A 17,306-nucleotide genomic window follows, 5' to 3' on the forward strand; every position below is an offset into this window, starting at 1 on the left:
ACGGCGGTGGGGCGTCCCTCCTGGGAGGGGCGCCCCACCGCCGTTTTTCTTGGGTGCGCGGTGCGTCCGCGCCGGGTGCCGGCCGGTGGCCGGGCGCGGTCAGCCGAACGCGCCGTGCTGGGTGACGTCGGGAGCGGGCTGACCGGAAGTCTCGCCACCGGACGCCGGGGTGCCCTTGGCGGAGGCGTCGCCGCCGGTGGCGGCAGCGGCGGCGGGCTTGGCGGCCGTCCCCTTCTTGTCCTGCTCGGTCTTCGGGGCCCGTTCCTCGCCCGGGGCCGGCTCCGCGGCGGCCGGCTGGGTCCGTACGCCCTTGGCGAGGCCCTCGCCGCCACGCGTCTTGGCGTCGCCGTTCTTCGCCGGTCCGAACGGGTCGGGCCCCTGCGCGGCCGTGGAGGTCTCCCAGGTGTGCCGTACGACCGGTCCCCGCGACTGGCCGCCGCCCCCGCCGCGCTTGCCGAACGCGCCGCCGAGGCCGTTGGCCAGCTGGCCGAGCGCCATGAAGCCGTAGGCGACCTCGGGGCCGGACGACGACTGCGTGGTGGCGGAGTTCTTCACCGGCGGTGCCTCGTGGTGTTCCTCGCCGCCCTTGTCCTCGGGGGGTGCGGCGGCCGCGTTCTCCAGGTCGGCGGCGGCCAGTTCGAAGGCCGGCAGGGAGTCGTCGACGGACCGCTTGAGGCGGTGCCACTCCCCCGCGAACGCCTCACCGGCCGGGCCGTGCCAGTTGGCCGCGGCGGCGGTGCCGACGTGCCGGTCCAGGTCGCGGACGAGTCCGTCGAGGTGCTTGCCCATCTCCCGCCAGCCGGCCGCCGCTTCGTGCAGGGCTTCGGGGTTGCGTCGCTCGCTCACTTGACGCTCCGCATCATCTCGACCAGCTCTTCCTCGGCCGCCTCCGTATGGGCGACGGTCTCCTTGATCCCTCCGCCGACCTCGGCGAGCCGCCGCTGCAGCTGGACGAGGGCCTGCTCGGCCTGCTCGTACAGCTCACGGAACGGCCGGGCCTCCTCCTCGCTGCCGAAACCGTCCCGGAGGGCCTCGGCGTCGGCCCGTCGTCTGAATGCGGCAAGCTGCCGGCCCAGTTCTTCCGCGCGTATCTCGAAGGTCGCACCGAGCTTGTGCAACTCCTCTGTACTGAGCCGGACTTCGTCGGACATCATTTCTCCCCGAATTGAATGACAGCTACCTGCCAACATCGCCTCAGGTCTAGCACACCCGCAATAGGCCCGAAGCCCTCTCCGGAACGGGCGGACGGCGAACCGCGGAATGCATACGGAGCAATATGCGGCAATACCGACAAGCCCCTCCTTGACGACCTGTTCACATCCGTCATTAGACTTCAGGACGCCGGTGCAGCACATGCGGTTGCTGTGCCATCACGTTCAAGGGGGCAGGGATGAGCAACGAACGGCAGATCCAGGACGAGGACCTGATGGACGTCGCCCAGGATCCGGAGCAGGCACACCGGCTGCGTAAGGCGCTGAAGGTCCTGGCGGAGAACCCCAACGTCGGCGGCAAGCTCCAGGAGATGGCCAAGGAGGTGCTCTCCGGCCGCATCGGCATGAAGGACGCGATCGAGACGCCGCGGTACATGGACGCGCTGGGCGACCGGATGAACGAGATCCGGCGGGCCGCGGAGAACCAGACCATGGCCGAGCGCGAGGAGTCACGCGAGAAGTTCGCCGCCTGGCAGAAGGAGCAGGAGGCCAAGGAGGACGCGGAGCGCGCCGAGCGCGACGGTCCGACGGGCAACATCGTGTCCACTCCGCGGCGCGGCGGCCGGGGCGGCGGGCACCGGGGCTGACCGGCCACCGCCCGCGCGATGCCGGGCGGCGGTGCGGCGCGAGCGGCTGATCTTTTCCGCCGCCGAAATCAGTTCAAAGGGTCCATGGAGGCGATACGGAAGAAAGCAGATCGGCCGCCGGATTCCTCGGGCCGGTCTGCTTCCTTTCGGCACAGGGCATTCCCGATTTCTCCACACCACATCCCAGGGACAACTCACTTGACGCGCGCCTCGCGAGCCATCTGACGCAGTCGCCCGGCACGGTCCCGGCCTGCGTGTTCCAGTTCCGGCACAGCCACCCCCGCGCCGTCCCGTCTGCGCGGTCCGGATCATAGGATCGAGCCGGTACACGCAGGAATCCACAAAGGTGGAGGCGGGATTGATGGGGGACGAGGAAGCCATGAGCGCCTCAGATGAAGGAAACGCCGCAGCGGCCGGATATGCACCTCATCCGTTCGTCGGCGGCCGCACCGCCGCGCTCCGCGCGCTCGCGGCCTGGCGGATGCGGTGGCCCGGCGCCCCGCGCGTCGTCGTGCTCACCGGAAACCCGGGCAGCGGGCGCTCGCGCCTGGTCACCGGCTTCCTGATGATGTGCGATCCCGGCTACCGCAAGCAGCTGCCGCTGGACGACCTGGACCCGGCGACCGTGCCCCCGGACCTGCCGGCGCCCGCCGTACCGAGCCCCTCGGGGCGCACCGCGGCACAGGTCCTGTGGCTCATCGCCGACCATTTCGGACTGAGCGCGGTCCGCAGTGACGACATCTGCCCCGAACTCGCCGCTCGTGAAGAGCCGGTGACGATTGTGGTGCCGGATGTCGACCGGGCCGGCCCGGTACGTGCCGCCAACGAGCCGGCCCGCCTCGTACGGGAGGTGCTCAAGCCGCTCGCCGCCACCGAAACGGTGCAGCTGCTCGCCGATGTGCCGCGCGAACTGGCCGCGGAGCTGGCCGAGGCGCTGCCGCCCGGCCAGGTGCAGATCATCGATCTCGATGCGGCCGAGTGGGCCGACCCCGAGGGTCTGGTGCTGCACGCCACGACCGCGCTCGACCCCGACGCCGGGGCGCCCGAACTCCCCTTCACCACCGACCCCGCCGTGCGCCGGACGCTCGCCGAGGACCTCGCCCGGCGCGCGGACGGCAGTCGGCTGACCGTCCAGCTCGCCGTGCAGTCGCTGCTCATGCAGCCCGAGGGCTTCGACCCGGCGGACGGGGCCCTGCTGCCCGGCAGCGTCGGCGAGGCCCTCGATCTGCATGCGCGCCGGCTGGGCGCCGATCCGCAGACCCTGCGGCTGCTGCTGGCTCCGCTCGCCTTCGCCGAGGGCGAGGGCCTGCCCGTCCAGCTGTGGGGTGCGCTGGCGAACGCCGTGGCCGGACGGGACATGAGCCAGGACCTCGCCGACGGCATGCTGCTGGCCGCGCCGTTCATCCAGCCGGTCGAGCAGGCCGGGGAGGCGGACGACGAGGCCGAGGACGAGGCCGGGGCCGACGGCGGCCGTACGCTGCTGCGTCTGCAGCACCCGGGGATCGCCGAGGAGATCCGCTCCGGGCTGCCGGACGTCCGGGACGCCCAGACCAAGATCGCCATGGCGCTGCTGGAAGCGGTGCCGCAGCAGAACTGGTCCAAGGCCGATCCGTACATCCGCGACCATCTCGCCGCCCACACCCTCGACGCCGGTCTGCTGCCCCAACTCCTCACCGACCCGGGCCTGTTCGCCCATGCCGACCCGGTGACGATGCGGGCCGCCATCGAGGCCGTACCGCTCGAGCAGCTGGGCGCCCCGGCCCGTACGTACCTGCGCACCGCTCCGCTGCTGACCCGCTCCCAGGCCCCGGCCGGCATGCGGGCGGCCTTTCTGGAGACCGCTTTCGTCGAGGACGGGCTGGCGCCGTACGCGGAGGCACTGCACACCCTCGACTTCGCGCTGCCGTGGCGCACGCTGTGGAGCGTACCGCTGGCCGGCGTCCGCGCCGTGACCACCGGTTCCCTGCCCCAGGAGGGCGGGGAGGGTGCGACCGCGGAGACGGCCCCGGGCGCGGACGGCACCGGGGCCGGCGGGGAAGGACCGGCACCGGCGTCCGGCGAGGCCGCCCCCCGTCCCGTTGCCGCCTTCGTCGTCCCCGAGGGCACTCCCGGCTCCCGTACGGTGCCCGGCCCGGACGGCGACTCCTCCGAGGGCGGCGGCTCGACGCTGCTCCTTCACGATCTGCTGCGGCCCGGATATGTCGACGCCGACCCGGCGCAGGTGCAGCTGCCCTCCGAGGAGGCGAAGGCGGCGGCGCCCTTCGGGTTCAGCCGGGGCGCCGACTATCTGCGGGTCTGGGACCGCGCCGGCCAGGAGGTGGTGGCCGCACTGCTCTCGGACGCCCCGCTCACCGGCGCCGATCTCTCGCCCGACGGGGTGCTTGTCGTCGCCACCGCACGCGGGGTGACCGCCCGGCAGATCCTCGCCGCGGCACCCGCGGTCACCCCCACCGTGCCGGCCCAGCGCACCGGCCCCGCCGACTCCGATGCTTCCGACGGCCTCGAAGGAGACCACTCGTGATCAACCAGGCGCAGGCACATGCCACCGCCGCCCGCTGGCTCAACCCCGAGGGGCATCAGGGTCCCCCGCGTGAGGTGGCCATGCAGGAGTTCGACCTCGGCTGGGTGGTGTGGGCCGTACCGCCGCCCCCGGAGGTCGACCCGCAGACCGGGCAGCGGCGCCCGCCCGCCGAGGTCGGCGCCGCCTGCGGCGTCGTGGACCGGGCGTCCGGCGAGCTGACGGTGTGGCCGTCCGTACCGGTCGACGAGGTCGTGCGGATGTACCAGCAGAAGCACGGTGCCGGGGCCGTCGCTGCTCCGGCGGCACCCGCCGAACCTCCGGTCACCGGCCCCGGCAACACCGCCGTCGCGACCTACCCCGACCCGGCGACCGGCGAGGAGACCAGCCTCGCCCGCGTCTCTGCGCCCGGACTGCCGCCCGCCGAGTTCCAGCTCTTCGACGAGCTGCAGCGACTGGGCGTGCACCCCGCGAACGTCCGCGCGGTCCACACCGATCTGCGGTCGGCACTGCTGCCCGGCGGCTACCCCGGCGACTTCATCCTCCGCACCTTCCCGAACGCCACGTTCTCCTGCACCGAGGGCTACGGCATGCGGCCCGAGGAACGCGCCGAGGGCATCGCCGGACTGCTGCGGCACGTCGAGATGATGCACCAGCTGGCGGGCCGGCAGGCACCGCCGCGCCCGCACCGGCTGCCGGTACCGCAGCGGGTCGAGGCCGCACCGCCGATGCGGGACGTGGCACTCGGCAAGCACCTCGTGGAGGTCTTCGGGCCCCAGGGCGTCACCCGCCCGGACGCCGATGACCTCGCCACCGGCCGGCTGCCCGAGGCCACGAAGAACACCCTGGTCTGGGCCGGTCTGCCGGCTCAGGTGCCGTTCTTCTTCACCGCCGACCGGCCGGACTCCCCGCCCGCCGGCGGACTGTTCCCGGACGTGGCGACCTACCTGCGGGAAACCGGCACCGAGGCCCAGGAGCAGACCCTGGCCACCCTCGCCGGCTACGTACGGATCGGCACCGACGGCCTCTACACGCTCGCCGTCCAGTGCACCGCCGCGGAGGAGAACCAGAACCTGGTCGGCACCGTCTGGGCGGTCCAACCGTCCTCGGGCGGCGGCCGGTTCGTCAACCGCACCCTGTCCGCCTACCTCCGCTCGCTCGCCCTGCTGGTCACCACGCGCCGGCAGATGCAGGGCATGGACCCGTACGCGGCAGGAACGGCGGTCGCCACCTTCCAGGACCAGATCGCGGCGATCGACTCCTGGGCCCTGGACGACGACAGCAACTGGTGGTCGCTGGTCATTGAGCAGATGTGGCACGGGTTGTTCTAGGGGCCCGGGGGCTTTGATCGGGGGGCTGGGGCTGCTCTCCCCTTCTCCCCGGTCCTCCCCCGGCCTCACCTCAGGGCAACAGCAGCCAGTCAGAGGCGAGCGCGGTCGCCAGGCCGATGCCCAGCAGCCAGGTGCCGAGCCGGGTGCGCCCGTTACGGCTGAGTTCGATCACCACACCGCAGAGCACCAGTGCGGCTCCGTACACCCCGACCACCAGCACCGACGTACGCGACGCCAGGCGCACCACAAGCACCCCCGCCATCGCGGCCATCAGCACCGAGGCCAGGACGATGCGTATTCGCCGGGCCTGACGAGGTGTCAGTCCCACACGAGTCTCGGAGAGTGGCTCTTCATCGCCGGGTGCGTCCATGAGCGGGAATGCTACGGGACGAGTGATCGCCGGTCCGCCCCGATCCCCGGACCGAGCCTCAACTCACTCCGCGAAGGGGCTGGTTAGGCCGCCTCCCCCTCCCGGGCGGAACAAATTCCGGGCCGGCCGGCGCCGGAACACTCAACACCGAGCAACGAGAACTCACCACCCACCACCGCCCGGCGCTCCGCACCGCAAATCCAAATGATTGACCAACGGCGTACCCATATTTAACCTCCCCTTTCGGTACGTCGCCGCGGCACACGCACCCATGCCGCCCCCACAAGATTCACCAATACCCCAGGTGGGTCAATTCCCCCGAATCCAAACGACGTTGATGCAGCAGGATGCCCACATTCCCTCCACACCTCTCGCCTTGACATGTCTGCGTTCAGATCGCCTAATGTGGGATCACTGAGGATGCGACAAGTATCTGTGCGGGACATCCCGCAAAACGGGGGCAATGGTGACAGGCAAGGCGTTTGATGTAGATCCGGATGTGCTGCGCACGCAGGGCAACGCGTTCGTTCACATCGGCAGCGGTTTCTCCAAGGCGTCGAAAAAGCTTCAAGACGATCTTGAAGGCCTTGGCAGCCCCTGGGAGAACTGCGACTTCGGCGATATTTTCGAAACGATCTACACGCCCATCAGGGACGGTATGTTCGAGTCGATGGACTCCCTGGGCGAACGCCTCGAAGGTATCGGCGACAAGCTCCAGGAGATGGCCGGCTCGTACACCGAATCCGACGAGCAGGGCATTCACACCATCAGCGCGGTCGGCCGCCCGGCCATCTGACACCCGGCCCGCCGCATCTGAGCCCGGCCCGGCCCTTTGAGGCCCGCACCGCACCCCGCACCCTGACGCGCGTCATCAGCCTCTCCTTCTTCTCCACCACCATTGCACTCCGCAATCGGCTACAACTGCACGGGGGACGATCACTGTGTCATTGACGCTGCCAGGCGAGGTAGCTTGGGTCCTGGACCTCCTCGGTTACAACTGGCCGGACGCCGACGAGGACAAGCTCCACGAATGCGCGCAGGCCTGGCGCAACTTCGCCGAGTCCGTCAACCAAGCCTCCTCCCAGGGCTCTTCGGCAGCCAATGAAGTCGTCTCCGCCAACTCCGGCGATGCGATCGAGGGCTTTGCGAACGAATGGGGTTCCTTCTCCGGCGGCGGAGACAGCGGGGACAGCTACCTCCGTGACGCCGCCGCGGCGGCTGAAATCATCGCTCTCGCCTTCGACGCGGCCGCCCTCGCCGTTCTCGCCGGCAAAATCGCGGTCATTGTCCAGCTCGTGATTCTGGCCGCCGAGATCATCGCGGCACAGGCCGCCGCGCCCTTCACTCTCGGCCTGTCCGAGATCGGTGCCGCAGGCGCCACTCAGGCAACGCGGGTGATCGTCCGCCAGATCCTCGACAAGATCAAACGCGAGGTCATGGAGGCGGCCACCAAGGCCATGGAGCACGCCACCATGGACGCCATCAAGAAGATGGCGAAGAAGGCCGTGTCCAAGGAAGCCCGCAAGATTGCGGCGGACTATGTGAAGAAGACGGTCAAGGAAACCGTCAAGGACAAGGTCGTCGATCAGGCGAAGGAAATCGCCCGGGACAAAATCATCGAAGAGGGCAAGGCCAAGGCCCAGGAAGCCGCCACGGAGATGGCCCAGAACGTCGCGCAGCAGGGCATCGAAAGCCACTTCGGCGCCCGCGACGGAATCGACTGGGGCGAAACCACCGACATCGCCAAGGACAAGGCCGGCGAATACGTCGACGGCATCAAGGAAGGCGCCCAGGAGTACAAGGACGGCGTCACCAGCCTCACCGACCCCGGCACCTACATCGACCACGCCAGGCAAGACCTCACCAACCGAGGCCTCGACGCCGCCCAGCGCCACACCGACCGCCACACCGGCGGCGCGGCCACCCGCAACCAGGACGCAACGGACGAGGTCCGCTCGGTCTTCGGCTGATCCGGCATCCCACTGATCCGGCATCCCGCTGTCGCACCAGTAGGGCCCACAGCCTCTTCGGCTGTGGGCCCTGTGCGGTTGCTGAACTGCGGCTGGGCGGTGGCCGGTTACTACGCCAGGCGCCTGCGACCAGCTCGTCACCAGGAGCGGGGCCCTGGTGAATCACTGGATCCGGCGTCTGGTCACCACCCTGAGATCTCTACAGGGGAAGGCGGGGAGACCTCACTGCCCCGGAGGCTGAGTGGGAGGCGCCGACGGGTAAGCGCCGGGTCCTCCCGGCTGCGGGTAAGCACCAGGGCCTCCCGACTGCGGGTAGGCACCGAACTGCTGCTGAGGCGGAACTCCCGCACCGCCACCCGGACCACCGAAACCGGAGCCGCCCGGAGGCGGACCGTTGCGACGCTTCTTCGCGGCAACGACCACACCGATGACAATTCCCAGCACAACAACCACGCCGAGAGCCATACCGGCGAGCGCGAGAGGGCTCAGGCCGCCCGATTCGTCGCTCGCGCTCTCCTGAGCATCGTTCCCCGGAGCATCCGCACCCGCGCCGGCAGAAGGCTGAGAATCCTTCGGCATGGTGAGCGGCCCGTTCTTCGACCCGTCAGGGACGTCTTCCGAGAGGGCCCGGTACGGACGAATCACGCCGTAGCCGTACTTGGGGTCGGGGGACGTGATGCCCGTCTTGCCGTCAGGAGTGATCGCCGTCTTCGTGAGCCGATTGGCGACCTGACCCGCGGTGAGATCCGGGAACTTCGAACGAACGAGGGCCGCGGCGGCGGATACGTAGGCCGTGGCGTCGGAGGTGCCGGTGGCTTGCCGATACTTCAGGGAAGTTCCGGCAGAGTAGATCTTCTCACCCGGAGCAATCAGGCGGATGTGGGGCCCGTAGTTCGACTTGTCAAGGACCTTGCCGTCTTCGGCTACTGCGCCGACCGCCAATACACCGGGCGCTGCAGCTGGATACGACGGCTTACTGGTGCCCTCGTTACCAGAACCAGCAACCAGCAACACGTCCTTCTTTACGGCATAGCTGATAGCACTCTTTTCCTGCTCATTCAGCGCGTAAGGCCCCGCAAAGGACATGTTGATGACCTTTGCGCCGTGATCAACGGCGTATCGAATGGGAGCGTCGATACTGTTCGCGTTTCCACCAACCGATTCGTTCCTCTTGATCGGAAGGATTTTCGCATCAGGCGCCAGACCCATGATGCCGTCAGCATGGTTGGGGCCGTGCCCATGCCCCGCGATCAAGGCCGCCATTGCTGTGCCGTGGTCATCGCCGGATTCATGATCGGCTGTACCGCCCCCGTCGGCAAAGCTCTTCCCTGGAAGCACATTGCCCTTGAGGTCGACGTGATCCCCGTTGACACCGGAGTCAATGACCGCCACGGTGACGTTCTTACCGGTCGACTCATTCCACACCTTCTGCGGATTGAACGCGTCAAGCGCCCACTGTCCGTCCCTGATGTAGTCCGCCGAAGCGGTAGGCGCGGCGGTGAAGAGCAGCGCTCCTGCCACCGCTACGCCACCCACCGCACGCAGCGTCCGCGTGAAGCTCATGCTGTAACACCTCTCCTCAACAGGCCGCGGCCCGCAGCTCGAAAGCTGCGGGCCGCCATCTTTGATGAACAAGTTCGGACTTACCGTCCCGGCGGCTGCGTGGGCGGCGCCGACGGATACGAACCAGGCGCGCTCGGCTGCTGCTGGTAGCCCGAGTTCGGCGGATGCGGCACAAAGCCACCGGATCCGCCCGGCCCCCCGAAGCCACTAGGGCCACTCGGAGGCGGACCATTACGGCCGCTCTTCTTCTTGACTACCAGCACAACGATCAGCACGACAACGAGAAGGCCGACCACACCACCGACAATGCCGATGATGACGCCCGTACTCATGCCCTTATCGCTCTCGGTGGCCTGCTGAGCGTCCTTGCCGTCACCGGATTCCTTGGACGAGCCATCACTGAGGGGAGGCAGCGGCCCGTTCTTCGAGCCAGCAGGAATATTCGCGGTCAATGCCTTGGACGGCCTGATGAAACCGTAGCCGTAGCGCGGGTCAGGAAGCTTCTTCCCCTTCATGTCATCCGGCAGACCGGCAGTCTTCACCAGACGGTTGGCGATCTGGCCGGCGGTCAGGTCCGGGAACTTGGAGCGGAGAAGCGCCGCGGCGGCAGATACGTACGCTGCGGAGTCCGACGTACCGTTGGCCAGGCGATAAGGGGTCTCAACTCCCGCCGACCGAATATGAAGCCCTGGCGCCAGCAGCTTGATATGAGGCCCGTAGCTGGAGAACTTCCAGACCTTGAGGTCAATGTCCACCGCTCCGACAGCGAGAACCCCCGGTACCGCAGAAGGAAGACGAGGAATGCTAGAGCCAGTGTTTCCGGATGACGCAACTACCAGAACATCATGCTTTCGAGCATAGTCAACAGCCGCCCGTTCAGCAGGCGACGTGTCCTCGTAATCCTCGAAAGACATATTGACGACCTTCGCGCCATGGTCCACGGCATACCTCAACGGTTGCGCATAGGACGTCCCTGCGTCGCCAAGGTCAATTCCGACAGGAAGGATCTTGGCGTCAGGCGCCAGCCCCTTCACCCCTTCGGATCCCCCAGGACCATGCCCGTGCCCAGCGATGAGCGAAGCCATGGCGGTGCCATGCTCCTCCTTCCCATCCGGGCGATCTGCCGGCCCGCCACCCGCGAAGAAACTCTTGCCGGGAAGCACACTTCCCTTGAGATCAGGATGACTTCCATCTACTGGGGCATCGATAACCGCGACGGTGACACCCTTGCCGGTTGACACCTTCCAGACATCGTCAGCACCGAAGGACCTCAACGGCCACTGGTCATGCCTGATCTGATCTGCCGAAGCAACCGGCGCGGTGCCGAAGAGCAGTGCCCCCGCCACCACCGCGCCGCCCACCGCACGCAGCGTCCGCGTGAAGCTCATGCCGTATAACACCTTCCTCACAGAGTGGGGCCCGCAGCCCGAGGGGCTGCGGGCCCCAAGCCTGTCCGCCGATTACTTGACCGGCCGTTCCTACTCGATGACCGGGGGAGCCACATTACGCTTGGACGTCCAGGTCTCTTCGTCTTCTACGAGGTAGTCGGGACGGCTCGCGTCCCCACCTCCGCCCTCGCCCCTGGCGCCGGGCGCACCATGCGCGCCACCCATCATGCCTGCCGGGCGACGCCCGCCACCCGAATCGGACCCGGCAGTTCCCCCTCGGCTGCGGTGCAGGCCGGATCCACCCTGGGCTCCGCCGCTGGCTCTACCACCGGGCGACCCGATGATCCCGCCCTTCTGCCGCGCTTGGGCACCGCCGGAGCTGACGCCCCCACCGCCCGCGCCCTTGCCTGCGCCACCACCATGTGCGCCAGCCATGCCCGGCATCCCGGCACGGCCCCCCGATTGGGTACCTCCTGGGCTGATACCGGGTGCGCCGCCCTTGAGACCGCCAGGGCCACCACTCTTAAGACCGCCGGGGCCACTGCCCTTGAGGCCGCCAGAGCCGGCACTCTTGAGACCGCCAGCCCCAGGCATGCCGCCCGGCATTCCGGACAAGCCAGGCCCACCGCCTGGGCCACCGCCGCTGGGCGCGTGGAGACCGCCACCGCCGGGGCTGCCACTGGGGGCTTTGAGCCCGCCGCTGGGGCCATCGTGGAGGCCGTCAAGGCCAGTCCCCACGCTGGGCCCCTTGGGCTTCAGCTCTCCCAGACCACCGCTGACGCCCGGATGCTTGAGGCTCGGGGGGCTGGGCATCTTGGGGGTGCTACCGGAGCTCGGGCGCCGGCTCGGGAGCTTGAGTCCACCCCCGCCACCTTTCGGTCCACCACCCGTCGGAATCATGGGGGTGTTAATGGCGCCTGGATCGTTTGACGGGTCCTTTTGGTGGTCGGGGACCTTGTCGTCACGGCCAATACTCCCTGGCGCCGGCGCCTTCAGCGCCTTCGAGGCCCTCACAAACGACGAGCCCAGCTGCTCCATGGCGATGGTCGACTCGAGCCGAAGCGTCTGCTCGTCGTCGAGATCGTCCTTGTTCGCCTCCAGGAGGCCCTTGGCGCTTTCACCCCTCTTGAGGGCTTCATCCAGTTCGTCGTCGGAGATCGACCACCCCCAGTCATTGAGGTCGCCGATGTCCCAGCTTTCGTCCTTCGTCCTGACCTTATCGATGGCCGTCTGAAGGGCCTGGGCCGACTCGTCCATAACCCGTGCCGTGTGAGTGCACCAAGGTTTCCCGGACTCGAAGTTCGCGATGATCTGCTGAGCCCTCTTCTGGAAGCGCTCAGCGGACTCGCCCTGCCAGTGTTCCATCACATCATCCACGGCCTTAGAGAAACTCTTCTTGTGTGTCTCCAAGGCGTCGGCAAGGTCCTGCCAGTGCTGAGCGACAGCGTAAAGCACTTCGGGATCGGCACCATCGAGCATATCCTTCAGACCATTGAAGTTGCTCTGGTTGAAGTCCGTCACATGCCGATAGCTCTCGTACCTGTCTTCAGGCACGCCACTCTTTCCTTCACCCACCTGTGGGCCCCCTTTCCCGTCAGCTGACATTCAACCGATGCACTCGATGTCACATCTTGTTGTCGTGCTCGGCATCGTCGTAGGCTTCCTTCGTCTTCTTGGACTTCTGACCAAAGTCCTCGACCAACTTCTCGATCTTGGCGACGATTTCACTGTCGATGAACTTCTTCATGTCAGTGTGAGCCTTGTGCAACATTTCGTGCTCTTCATACTTCTTCCCCAAAGAACTTGGCGGCAGGTAAGTGCCACTACCGGCCTTACCCTTCGTGCCATTCATGTCCTTCAGGACTCCGTTGAGCTTCCTGACCACTTCATCCAGGGCATCCAGATCAACGCGATATTCCTTAGCCATTTCTGGCCTCCCCGTGTCTTCTATGCGTTCTTCCGACGCCAGTCGCGGAGCGCGATGGCGGAGCCGACGACCGCGGCGACGGCAAGGAGCCCGCCGCCGACGATATAGACGGAAATGCGGGCGCGCCGTTCTTCGGCGGATTCGCCGATGGTGACGGCGGCCGGCTGGATATTGGAGCCGTCAGCCGCGTTGGAGAGCTTGTCTGGCTGGGGTGAGGCGGTGGGCCTGGTGTCGTCGTTGAGGGCGGCCACCGGGTCGACGACGCCCCAGCCGATGTTCTGGTCCGCCTTCGGGCGCACGCGCTCCGCGGTCTGTTCCAGGTGCCAGATGACCTGCTGCGGAGTCCACTTCGGGGTCTCGTTTTGGTGCTTCGCGATCAGGAGGGCCGCGGCGCCCGCGGCGTAGGGTGCGGCGAAGCTGGTGCCCTGGTCGACGCAGTTGCCGCCGTCAGGGACGGTGGAGACCATGTTCACGCCCGGCGCGGCGATGTCGACCCAGTCGCCCGGCTGGGAGAAGGGCGCGCGCTCGTTGTTGCGGTCCGAGGCAGCAACGGACAGGACGTTGTCGAACTCCTGGAACGCAGCGGGATACATGTTCTTTTTCTCGCCGCTCGCGCCGTCATTTCCCGCCGACGCGACGATGAGGATGTTCTTCTGGGCGGCGCGCTGGATCGCCGCCCTGAGGGGGCCCAGCTTTTCCGGGCCGGCGTCCGTACCCTGGGAGATGTTGATGATGTCGACCCCCAGCCCGACCGCGTGGTCGATGGCGGCTGCGAGGCTTGCGGAGGTGCCGGCCTTTTCCTCGCTGGTCTGCTGCAGCGGAATGACCTTCGCCTCGGGGGCGATTCCGTAGAAACCCGAACCCAGCTTCGGGCGGGCGGCAATGATCCCCGCCACCTTGGTGCCGTGGCCGACCTGATCGACGGTCGGCTTGCCGGGACCGGGGACGAACTTCTTACCGGCGCCTTCGATGTTGGGCTTGATCTGCGAGTTGCCCGCGTCGATACCGGTGTCGATGACGGCGACCCGGACGCCCTTCCCCCGGGTGTCCTTCCACATCTGGTTGGTCAGGAGGCGCTGGAGCGACCAGGGGGTCTCTTTGATGTCGTTGGTGCCGAACTTGCACTCACCACTGTTGAGCGGCACGTTCGGGTCCGCGACCGCCGGCGTGGCGGTGGCACTCGACAGGCCGACGATGCACGCCGCCGTGACCAGTGCACCCGCCGCTCGGCGGCGGTGCCCGGATCGGTGACCAATGGCGCGAGATCCCACGGGCTTTCAGCTCTCCATGTGTGGCGAATTAGGCAGGAATGAAGGGTGAGAGGAAGGAGGCGGAGGGGTGAAGGAGTGGTGGACGGCAGAAGGGCGAGCGCACTGATGCAGCGCGCTCGCCCTTATGGACCACTGTGCGAGCAGCCGGGCTGCTCAGGTCTGGCCGTATCCGGCTCGACTGACCGGAGGTCAGCCTCCCCAGATGCCGGAGTTCTTGTGCTCAGTGGCCTGGTAGTTCTGAGCGGCCTGGTCCAGCGCCTTGGCGATGGCCTCGAGCGTCGAGTGCAGGGAAGCGGCACGCTGGTCCCACTCGCGCTGGCGGGCCTGGTAGCCCTCCTGCGCCGCACCTTCCCAGCTCGCGGCGATCTTCTTGACGCCCGCCTCGAGGTCGTCGAGCTGCTGACGGATGTTGTTGGCCGTTCCGCGCACGTCGGAGCTGGCCTGCGAGATCGTCGCGAAATTAACGAGGATCTGGCCTGACATGGTGTCTCCTCAGGAGTTGATGATGCCTGGTCGAATCACGCACCACAGCGGGCCGGCGGTATGACCGGCGGGCCCGTGCTGCGGCGGCTGGGCCGTGCGCCGCGGTCAGCGGCGCGGCCCCATCATCCGAACGGGGAAGCCGAGGCGGAGATGTGCGAGATCGACTGCGCCTGCTCCTCTTCGGAGGCGGAGTAGTTCTTGGTGGTCTGGTCGACCGCTTCCTTGATCTCAGCCAGCAGCTGGTTGAGACGGTTGGCGTCCTCGTTCACCTTTGACTGGAGCTGGTTGTACGAGGAGGCCGCAGCACCCTTCCAACCAGACGTGATGGTGTCGACGACCGTGTTCAGGCGCGAGATCTCGCCCTGGATCGACTGGTTGACCGAGGAGATCTTGCCGCTGAACGCGACCATCTCCTCCTCGGTGGTTGTGTACTGCTGACCAGCCATAGTCAACGTCCCCCATGAGACTTGTACGTCGTACCGCACCGGGCAGCCACAGGCGCTCAACGCGGCAGGCATCTCCTGCTGACGCCTTTGGCTACTTTAACCACTCGATATGGCTGTTCCCAACAGGGGGAGCGCTGTTGTGACGGGATCACAACAATGTCAACTGGCCGTCAGTGAAACGTTGTTCACAAGAAACGGACAGATGCACTGCTATCGGTCATTCGTCAAGGGTGCCGGACCGGCGAAGATCACACCGAGAAGTCCACAGCGGGCCCCGGAGGAAATCGGGGACGGCGGAATCTGGGCTACGCCGAGGCCGCGCCGAATGCCCCGTTTTCCAGGGCTCGGCGCGGCCATCGCTCATATCAGGACGACTGCGGCTTCTTGGCACTCTGAATGTCCAGCGATGGGCCGGTCGAGAGGAGTTCGGACCAGGCCTTCAGGATGAGCGGCGGATGCGTGCTCTCGTAGCCAAGGTGGATCTTCGCCTTGTCCTGTTCGTCATCGGCCTTGCCGGACTTGTCGTCGCTGTCGTTGTTCCGCGGCAGCGGATAGCGCAGTCCGGTGTCGGTGATCAGGAACTGGCTGCCGGTCTTGTCCTCGGGAGTGCGCACCTGCGTGTAGAGCAGGCCGCTGCCGGGGGTGACGTACGAGTTGGCTCCGGTGGCGATTTTCACCGGGTAGTCCGTACCGACCCAAGCCTGCATTTCGGGCACGCCGTTCGGGTACCGGAGGGCCTTCTCGGCACCGCCCGGCAGCTTGATGTTCTTGCCGTTGTAGACGCTGCACGACACGCCGTTGGGCGTGGGCCGGGTCAGTCCGCCGGTCTGGGAGCCGTGCTCGAAGTCGTTGGCCACCGAGAGGCTCTCCGTCGGCCACGGGGAGGGGAAGCTGCCGAACTCACCCATGAAGTTCGTCGGGTTCCCCGAGTCGTCCTTCTTCGGGACGATGGCGGCGACGGGTGCGGGCTTGATCGGCGTGCCGTCGCCGTTCACCTTGTCCGCGTTCGCGCCGTCCTCCAGGAGGGACGCGACGAAGTCCGACACCTGCTCGACGCCGTCCTGCTCCACGACGTACTTCTGGCCGTTGCTGTCCTGGAGGATGGAGCCGATCTCCTTGGCCCGCGCCGGGACCTTCGGGTCGGTGCTCTCTCCGCCGGCCCCGGGAACCACGGGCATGGTGATCCCGAGCTGGCGCGGGAGGACGATGAGGGTGTCCATGAACTGTTGCGACACCTGCTGCGGCTTGGCGGAGCCGAAGATGATGCGGCGCAGCCTGTCATTGACCGCTTCGCTGCCGCCGTTGAACTCGAAGGCCTTGCCCTCGCTGTCGACGAGCCACTTCTTCTTCTCGGGGTCCTGGACGTACAGCGCCTGGCGGGGGTCGAGCTTGCCCTTGCCCTCGACGGCCTTCTTGTCCTTGCCACCGAGGACGAACACGGTCTGCTGCGGCTTGCTGTTGAGGCCGCTGCCGGGGCGGTTGCACACCGCCCAGGTCTTCGGCTTGTCGGCGTCCTCCGTGGTGGGCAGCCGGTCAGGGGCGTAGGGAATACCGATGGCCGGTCCGTGCGGGATCTTTCCGTCCAGCTCGGATTCCTTGACCTTGACCACCTTGAAGTTCGGGTCGATAAGCAGTCGGGCGGAGGCGAGATTAAGGATGGGATGCAGCAGCTTCTCGCCACCCTTGCCGTTGTTCAGGACGATATAACGCGTGGTGGATTTATCCCCGACGACGACATTCTTCCCGACCTCGTCCCAGCCTTGCGGGGCAACCGGCTTGAGAATGCCGCAGGCACCGAATCCCACGAGGATGACAACGCCCATCACGATGCTGGGTACCACCGCCTTGAGGGGGCGGGGGGCGCTCTCGATCGAACCGTTCGGCAGCGGCTTCAGAAATGCCGCATTCGTGCGCTTTCGAGCGAACGAATACGCATTCAGCTCGTCCCGACGTGATGCCATTGTTGCTTTCTCTCCCCGCCTGTCGGATCCACATCGACCGCCCCCGGCACTCACGCCGTAGCGCCCTCTACTATGCCGTGTGTCGATCGACCCGTACGGTACGGGTGCCACCTTCCAACGCACCAGTCTCAGCGGCGGCCGATACGCCTAGAGGCCACACCACCAGTAGAGGAGCAGGCCGGGGGATGTCCAGCGCCACCAGGGCTCGACGCCGCAACGGGCGGCAACAGCAGCAACAGCCTTCCGCTGCACCGCAATACGCGGGAAATGCTGGCCAAAA

At 67.2% G+C, this 17,306-nt stretch carries 16 protein-coding genes; 5 read left to right on the top strand and 11 right to left on the bottom strand.

Annotated elements, in window-relative coordinates; all coding sequences use genetic code 11:
* Positions 1 to 99: 99 nt before the first annotated feature.
* Entirely contained in the window at positions 100 to 846 is a 747-nt protein-coding gene (locus SLV14N_RS10685) for a WXG100 family type VII secretion target (protein WP_263269156.1), read from the bottom strand.
* Positions 843 to 1,151 carry a hypothetical protein gene (locus SLV14N_RS10690; RefSeq protein WP_208680733.1) on the bottom strand — a complete coding sequence of 103 codons (309 nt, stop codon included), beginning with the start codon at positions 1,149 to 1,151 and terminating at the stop codon, positions 843 to 845. Before SLV14N_RS10690 ends, SLV14N_RS10685 begins: the two co-directional genes overlap by 4 nt.
* A gap of 239 nt (positions 1,152 to 1,390) precedes the next feature.
* Here SLV14N_RS10690 and SLV14N_RS10695 point away from each other — a divergent pair, with 239 nt between their 5' ends.
* The 3 genes from SLV14N_RS10695 (at position 1,391) to SLV14N_RS10705 (ending at position 5,647) form a co-directional block, all read left to right on the top strand.
* Positions 1,391 to 1,798 (top strand): hypothetical protein, encoded by a 408-nt coding sequence (locus SLV14N_RS10695; protein ID WP_208680734.1) that lies wholly within the window; start codon positions 1,391 to 1,393, stop codon positions 1,796 to 1,798.
* 379 nt (positions 1,799 to 2,177) lie between these two features.
* Entirely contained in the window at positions 2,178 to 4,319 is a 2,142-nt protein-coding gene (locus SLV14N_RS10700; RefSeq protein ID WP_263269158.1) for an ATP-binding protein, read from the top strand.
* A complete protein-coding gene (locus tag SLV14N_RS10705; RefSeq protein ID WP_263269159.1) occupies positions 4,316 to 5,647 on the top strand; it encodes an SUKH-4 family immunity protein in 1,332 nt (443 codons plus the stop codon). Before SLV14N_RS10700 ends, SLV14N_RS10705 begins: the two co-directional genes overlap by 4 nt.
* A gap of 70 nt (positions 5,648 to 5,717) precedes the next feature.
* Here the strand turns inward: SLV14N_RS10705 and SLV14N_RS10710 are convergent, their stop codons facing one another.
* The gene (locus tag SLV14N_RS10710) at positions 5,718 to 6,017 is read right to left on the bottom strand and encodes a hypothetical protein (RefSeq protein WP_208680737.1); all 300 of its coding nucleotides are present in this window, start codon (positions 6,015 to 6,017) and stop codon (positions 5,718 to 5,720) included.
* Between the two features lie 463 nt (positions 6,018 to 6,480).
* On the opposite strand from SLV14N_RS10710, the gene SLV14N_RS10715 reads away from it, so the two are divergent.
* On the top strand, positions 6,481 to 6,813 hold the full coding sequence (locus SLV14N_RS10715) for a WXG100 family type VII secretion target (protein ID WP_263269160.1): 333 nt from the start codon (positions 6,481 to 6,483) through the stop codon (positions 6,811 to 6,813).
* Between the two features lie 145 nt (positions 6,814 to 6,958).
* The gene (locus tag SLV14N_RS10720; RefSeq protein ID WP_263269162.1) at positions 6,959 to 7,987 is read left to right on the top strand and encodes a PE-PGRS family protein; all 1,029 of its coding nucleotides are present in this window, start codon (positions 6,959 to 6,961) and stop codon (positions 7,985 to 7,987) included.
* Positions 7,988 to 8,209: 222 nt separating this feature from the next.
* Here the strand turns inward: SLV14N_RS10720 and SLV14N_RS10725 are convergent, their stop codons facing one another.
* From SLV14N_RS10725 to SLV14N_RS10760, 8 genes are all read right to left on the bottom strand, one after another.
* Positions 8,210 to 9,550 carry a S8 family serine peptidase gene (locus tag SLV14N_RS10725; protein ID WP_263269163.1) on the bottom strand — a complete coding sequence of 447 codons (1,341 nt, stop codon included), beginning with the start codon at positions 9,548 to 9,550 and terminating at the stop codon, positions 8,210 to 8,212.
* Positions 9,551 to 9,630: 80 nt separating this feature from the next.
* Entirely contained in the window at positions 9,631 to 10,938 is a 1,308-nt protein-coding gene (locus SLV14N_RS10730) for a S8 family serine peptidase (protein ID WP_263269165.1), read from the bottom strand.
* 90 nt (positions 10,939 to 11,028) lie between these two features.
* On the bottom strand, positions 11,029 to 12,492 hold the full coding sequence (locus SLV14N_RS10735) for a WXG100 family type VII secretion target (protein WP_263269166.1): 1,464 nt from the start codon (positions 12,490 to 12,492) through the stop codon (positions 11,029 to 11,031).
* A gap of 70 nt (positions 12,493 to 12,562) precedes the next feature.
* Entirely contained in the window at positions 12,563 to 12,865 is a 303-nt protein-coding gene (locus SLV14N_RS10740) for a hypothetical protein (protein WP_263269168.1), read from the bottom strand.
* Positions 12,866 to 12,885: 20 nt separating this feature from the next.
* Positions 12,886 to 14,010, bottom strand: coding sequence for a type VII secretion-associated serine protease mycosin (gene mycP, locus SLV14N_RS10745; protein WP_263269169.1), 1,125 nt, complete (start codon positions 14,008 to 14,010; stop codon positions 12,886 to 12,888).
* 315 nt (positions 14,011 to 14,325) lie between these two features.
* The gene (locus SLV14N_RS10750; protein WP_018093366.1) at positions 14,326 to 14,619 is read right to left on the bottom strand and encodes a WXG100 family type VII secretion target; all 294 of its coding nucleotides are present in this window, start codon (positions 14,617 to 14,619) and stop codon (positions 14,326 to 14,328) included.
* A gap of 122 nt (positions 14,620 to 14,741) precedes the next feature.
* On the bottom strand, positions 14,742 to 15,065 hold the full coding sequence (locus SLV14N_RS10755; protein WP_208680744.1) for a WXG100 family type VII secretion target: 324 nt from the start codon (positions 15,063 to 15,065) through the stop codon (positions 14,742 to 14,744).
* 365 nt (positions 15,066 to 15,430) lie between these two features.
* The gene (locus tag SLV14N_RS10760) at positions 15,431 to 17,026 is read right to left on the bottom strand and encodes a type VII secretion protein EccB (protein ID WP_263269171.1); all 1,596 of its coding nucleotides are present in this window, start codon (positions 17,024 to 17,026) and stop codon (positions 15,431 to 15,433) included.
* Positions 17,027 to 17,306: the final 280 nt, after the last annotated feature.

The organism is Streptomyces sp. Je 1-4 4N24, assembly GCF_026239515.1.
GTDB lineage: Bacteria > Actinomycetota > Actinomycetes > Streptomycetales > Streptomycetaceae > Streptomyces > Streptomyces nigrescens.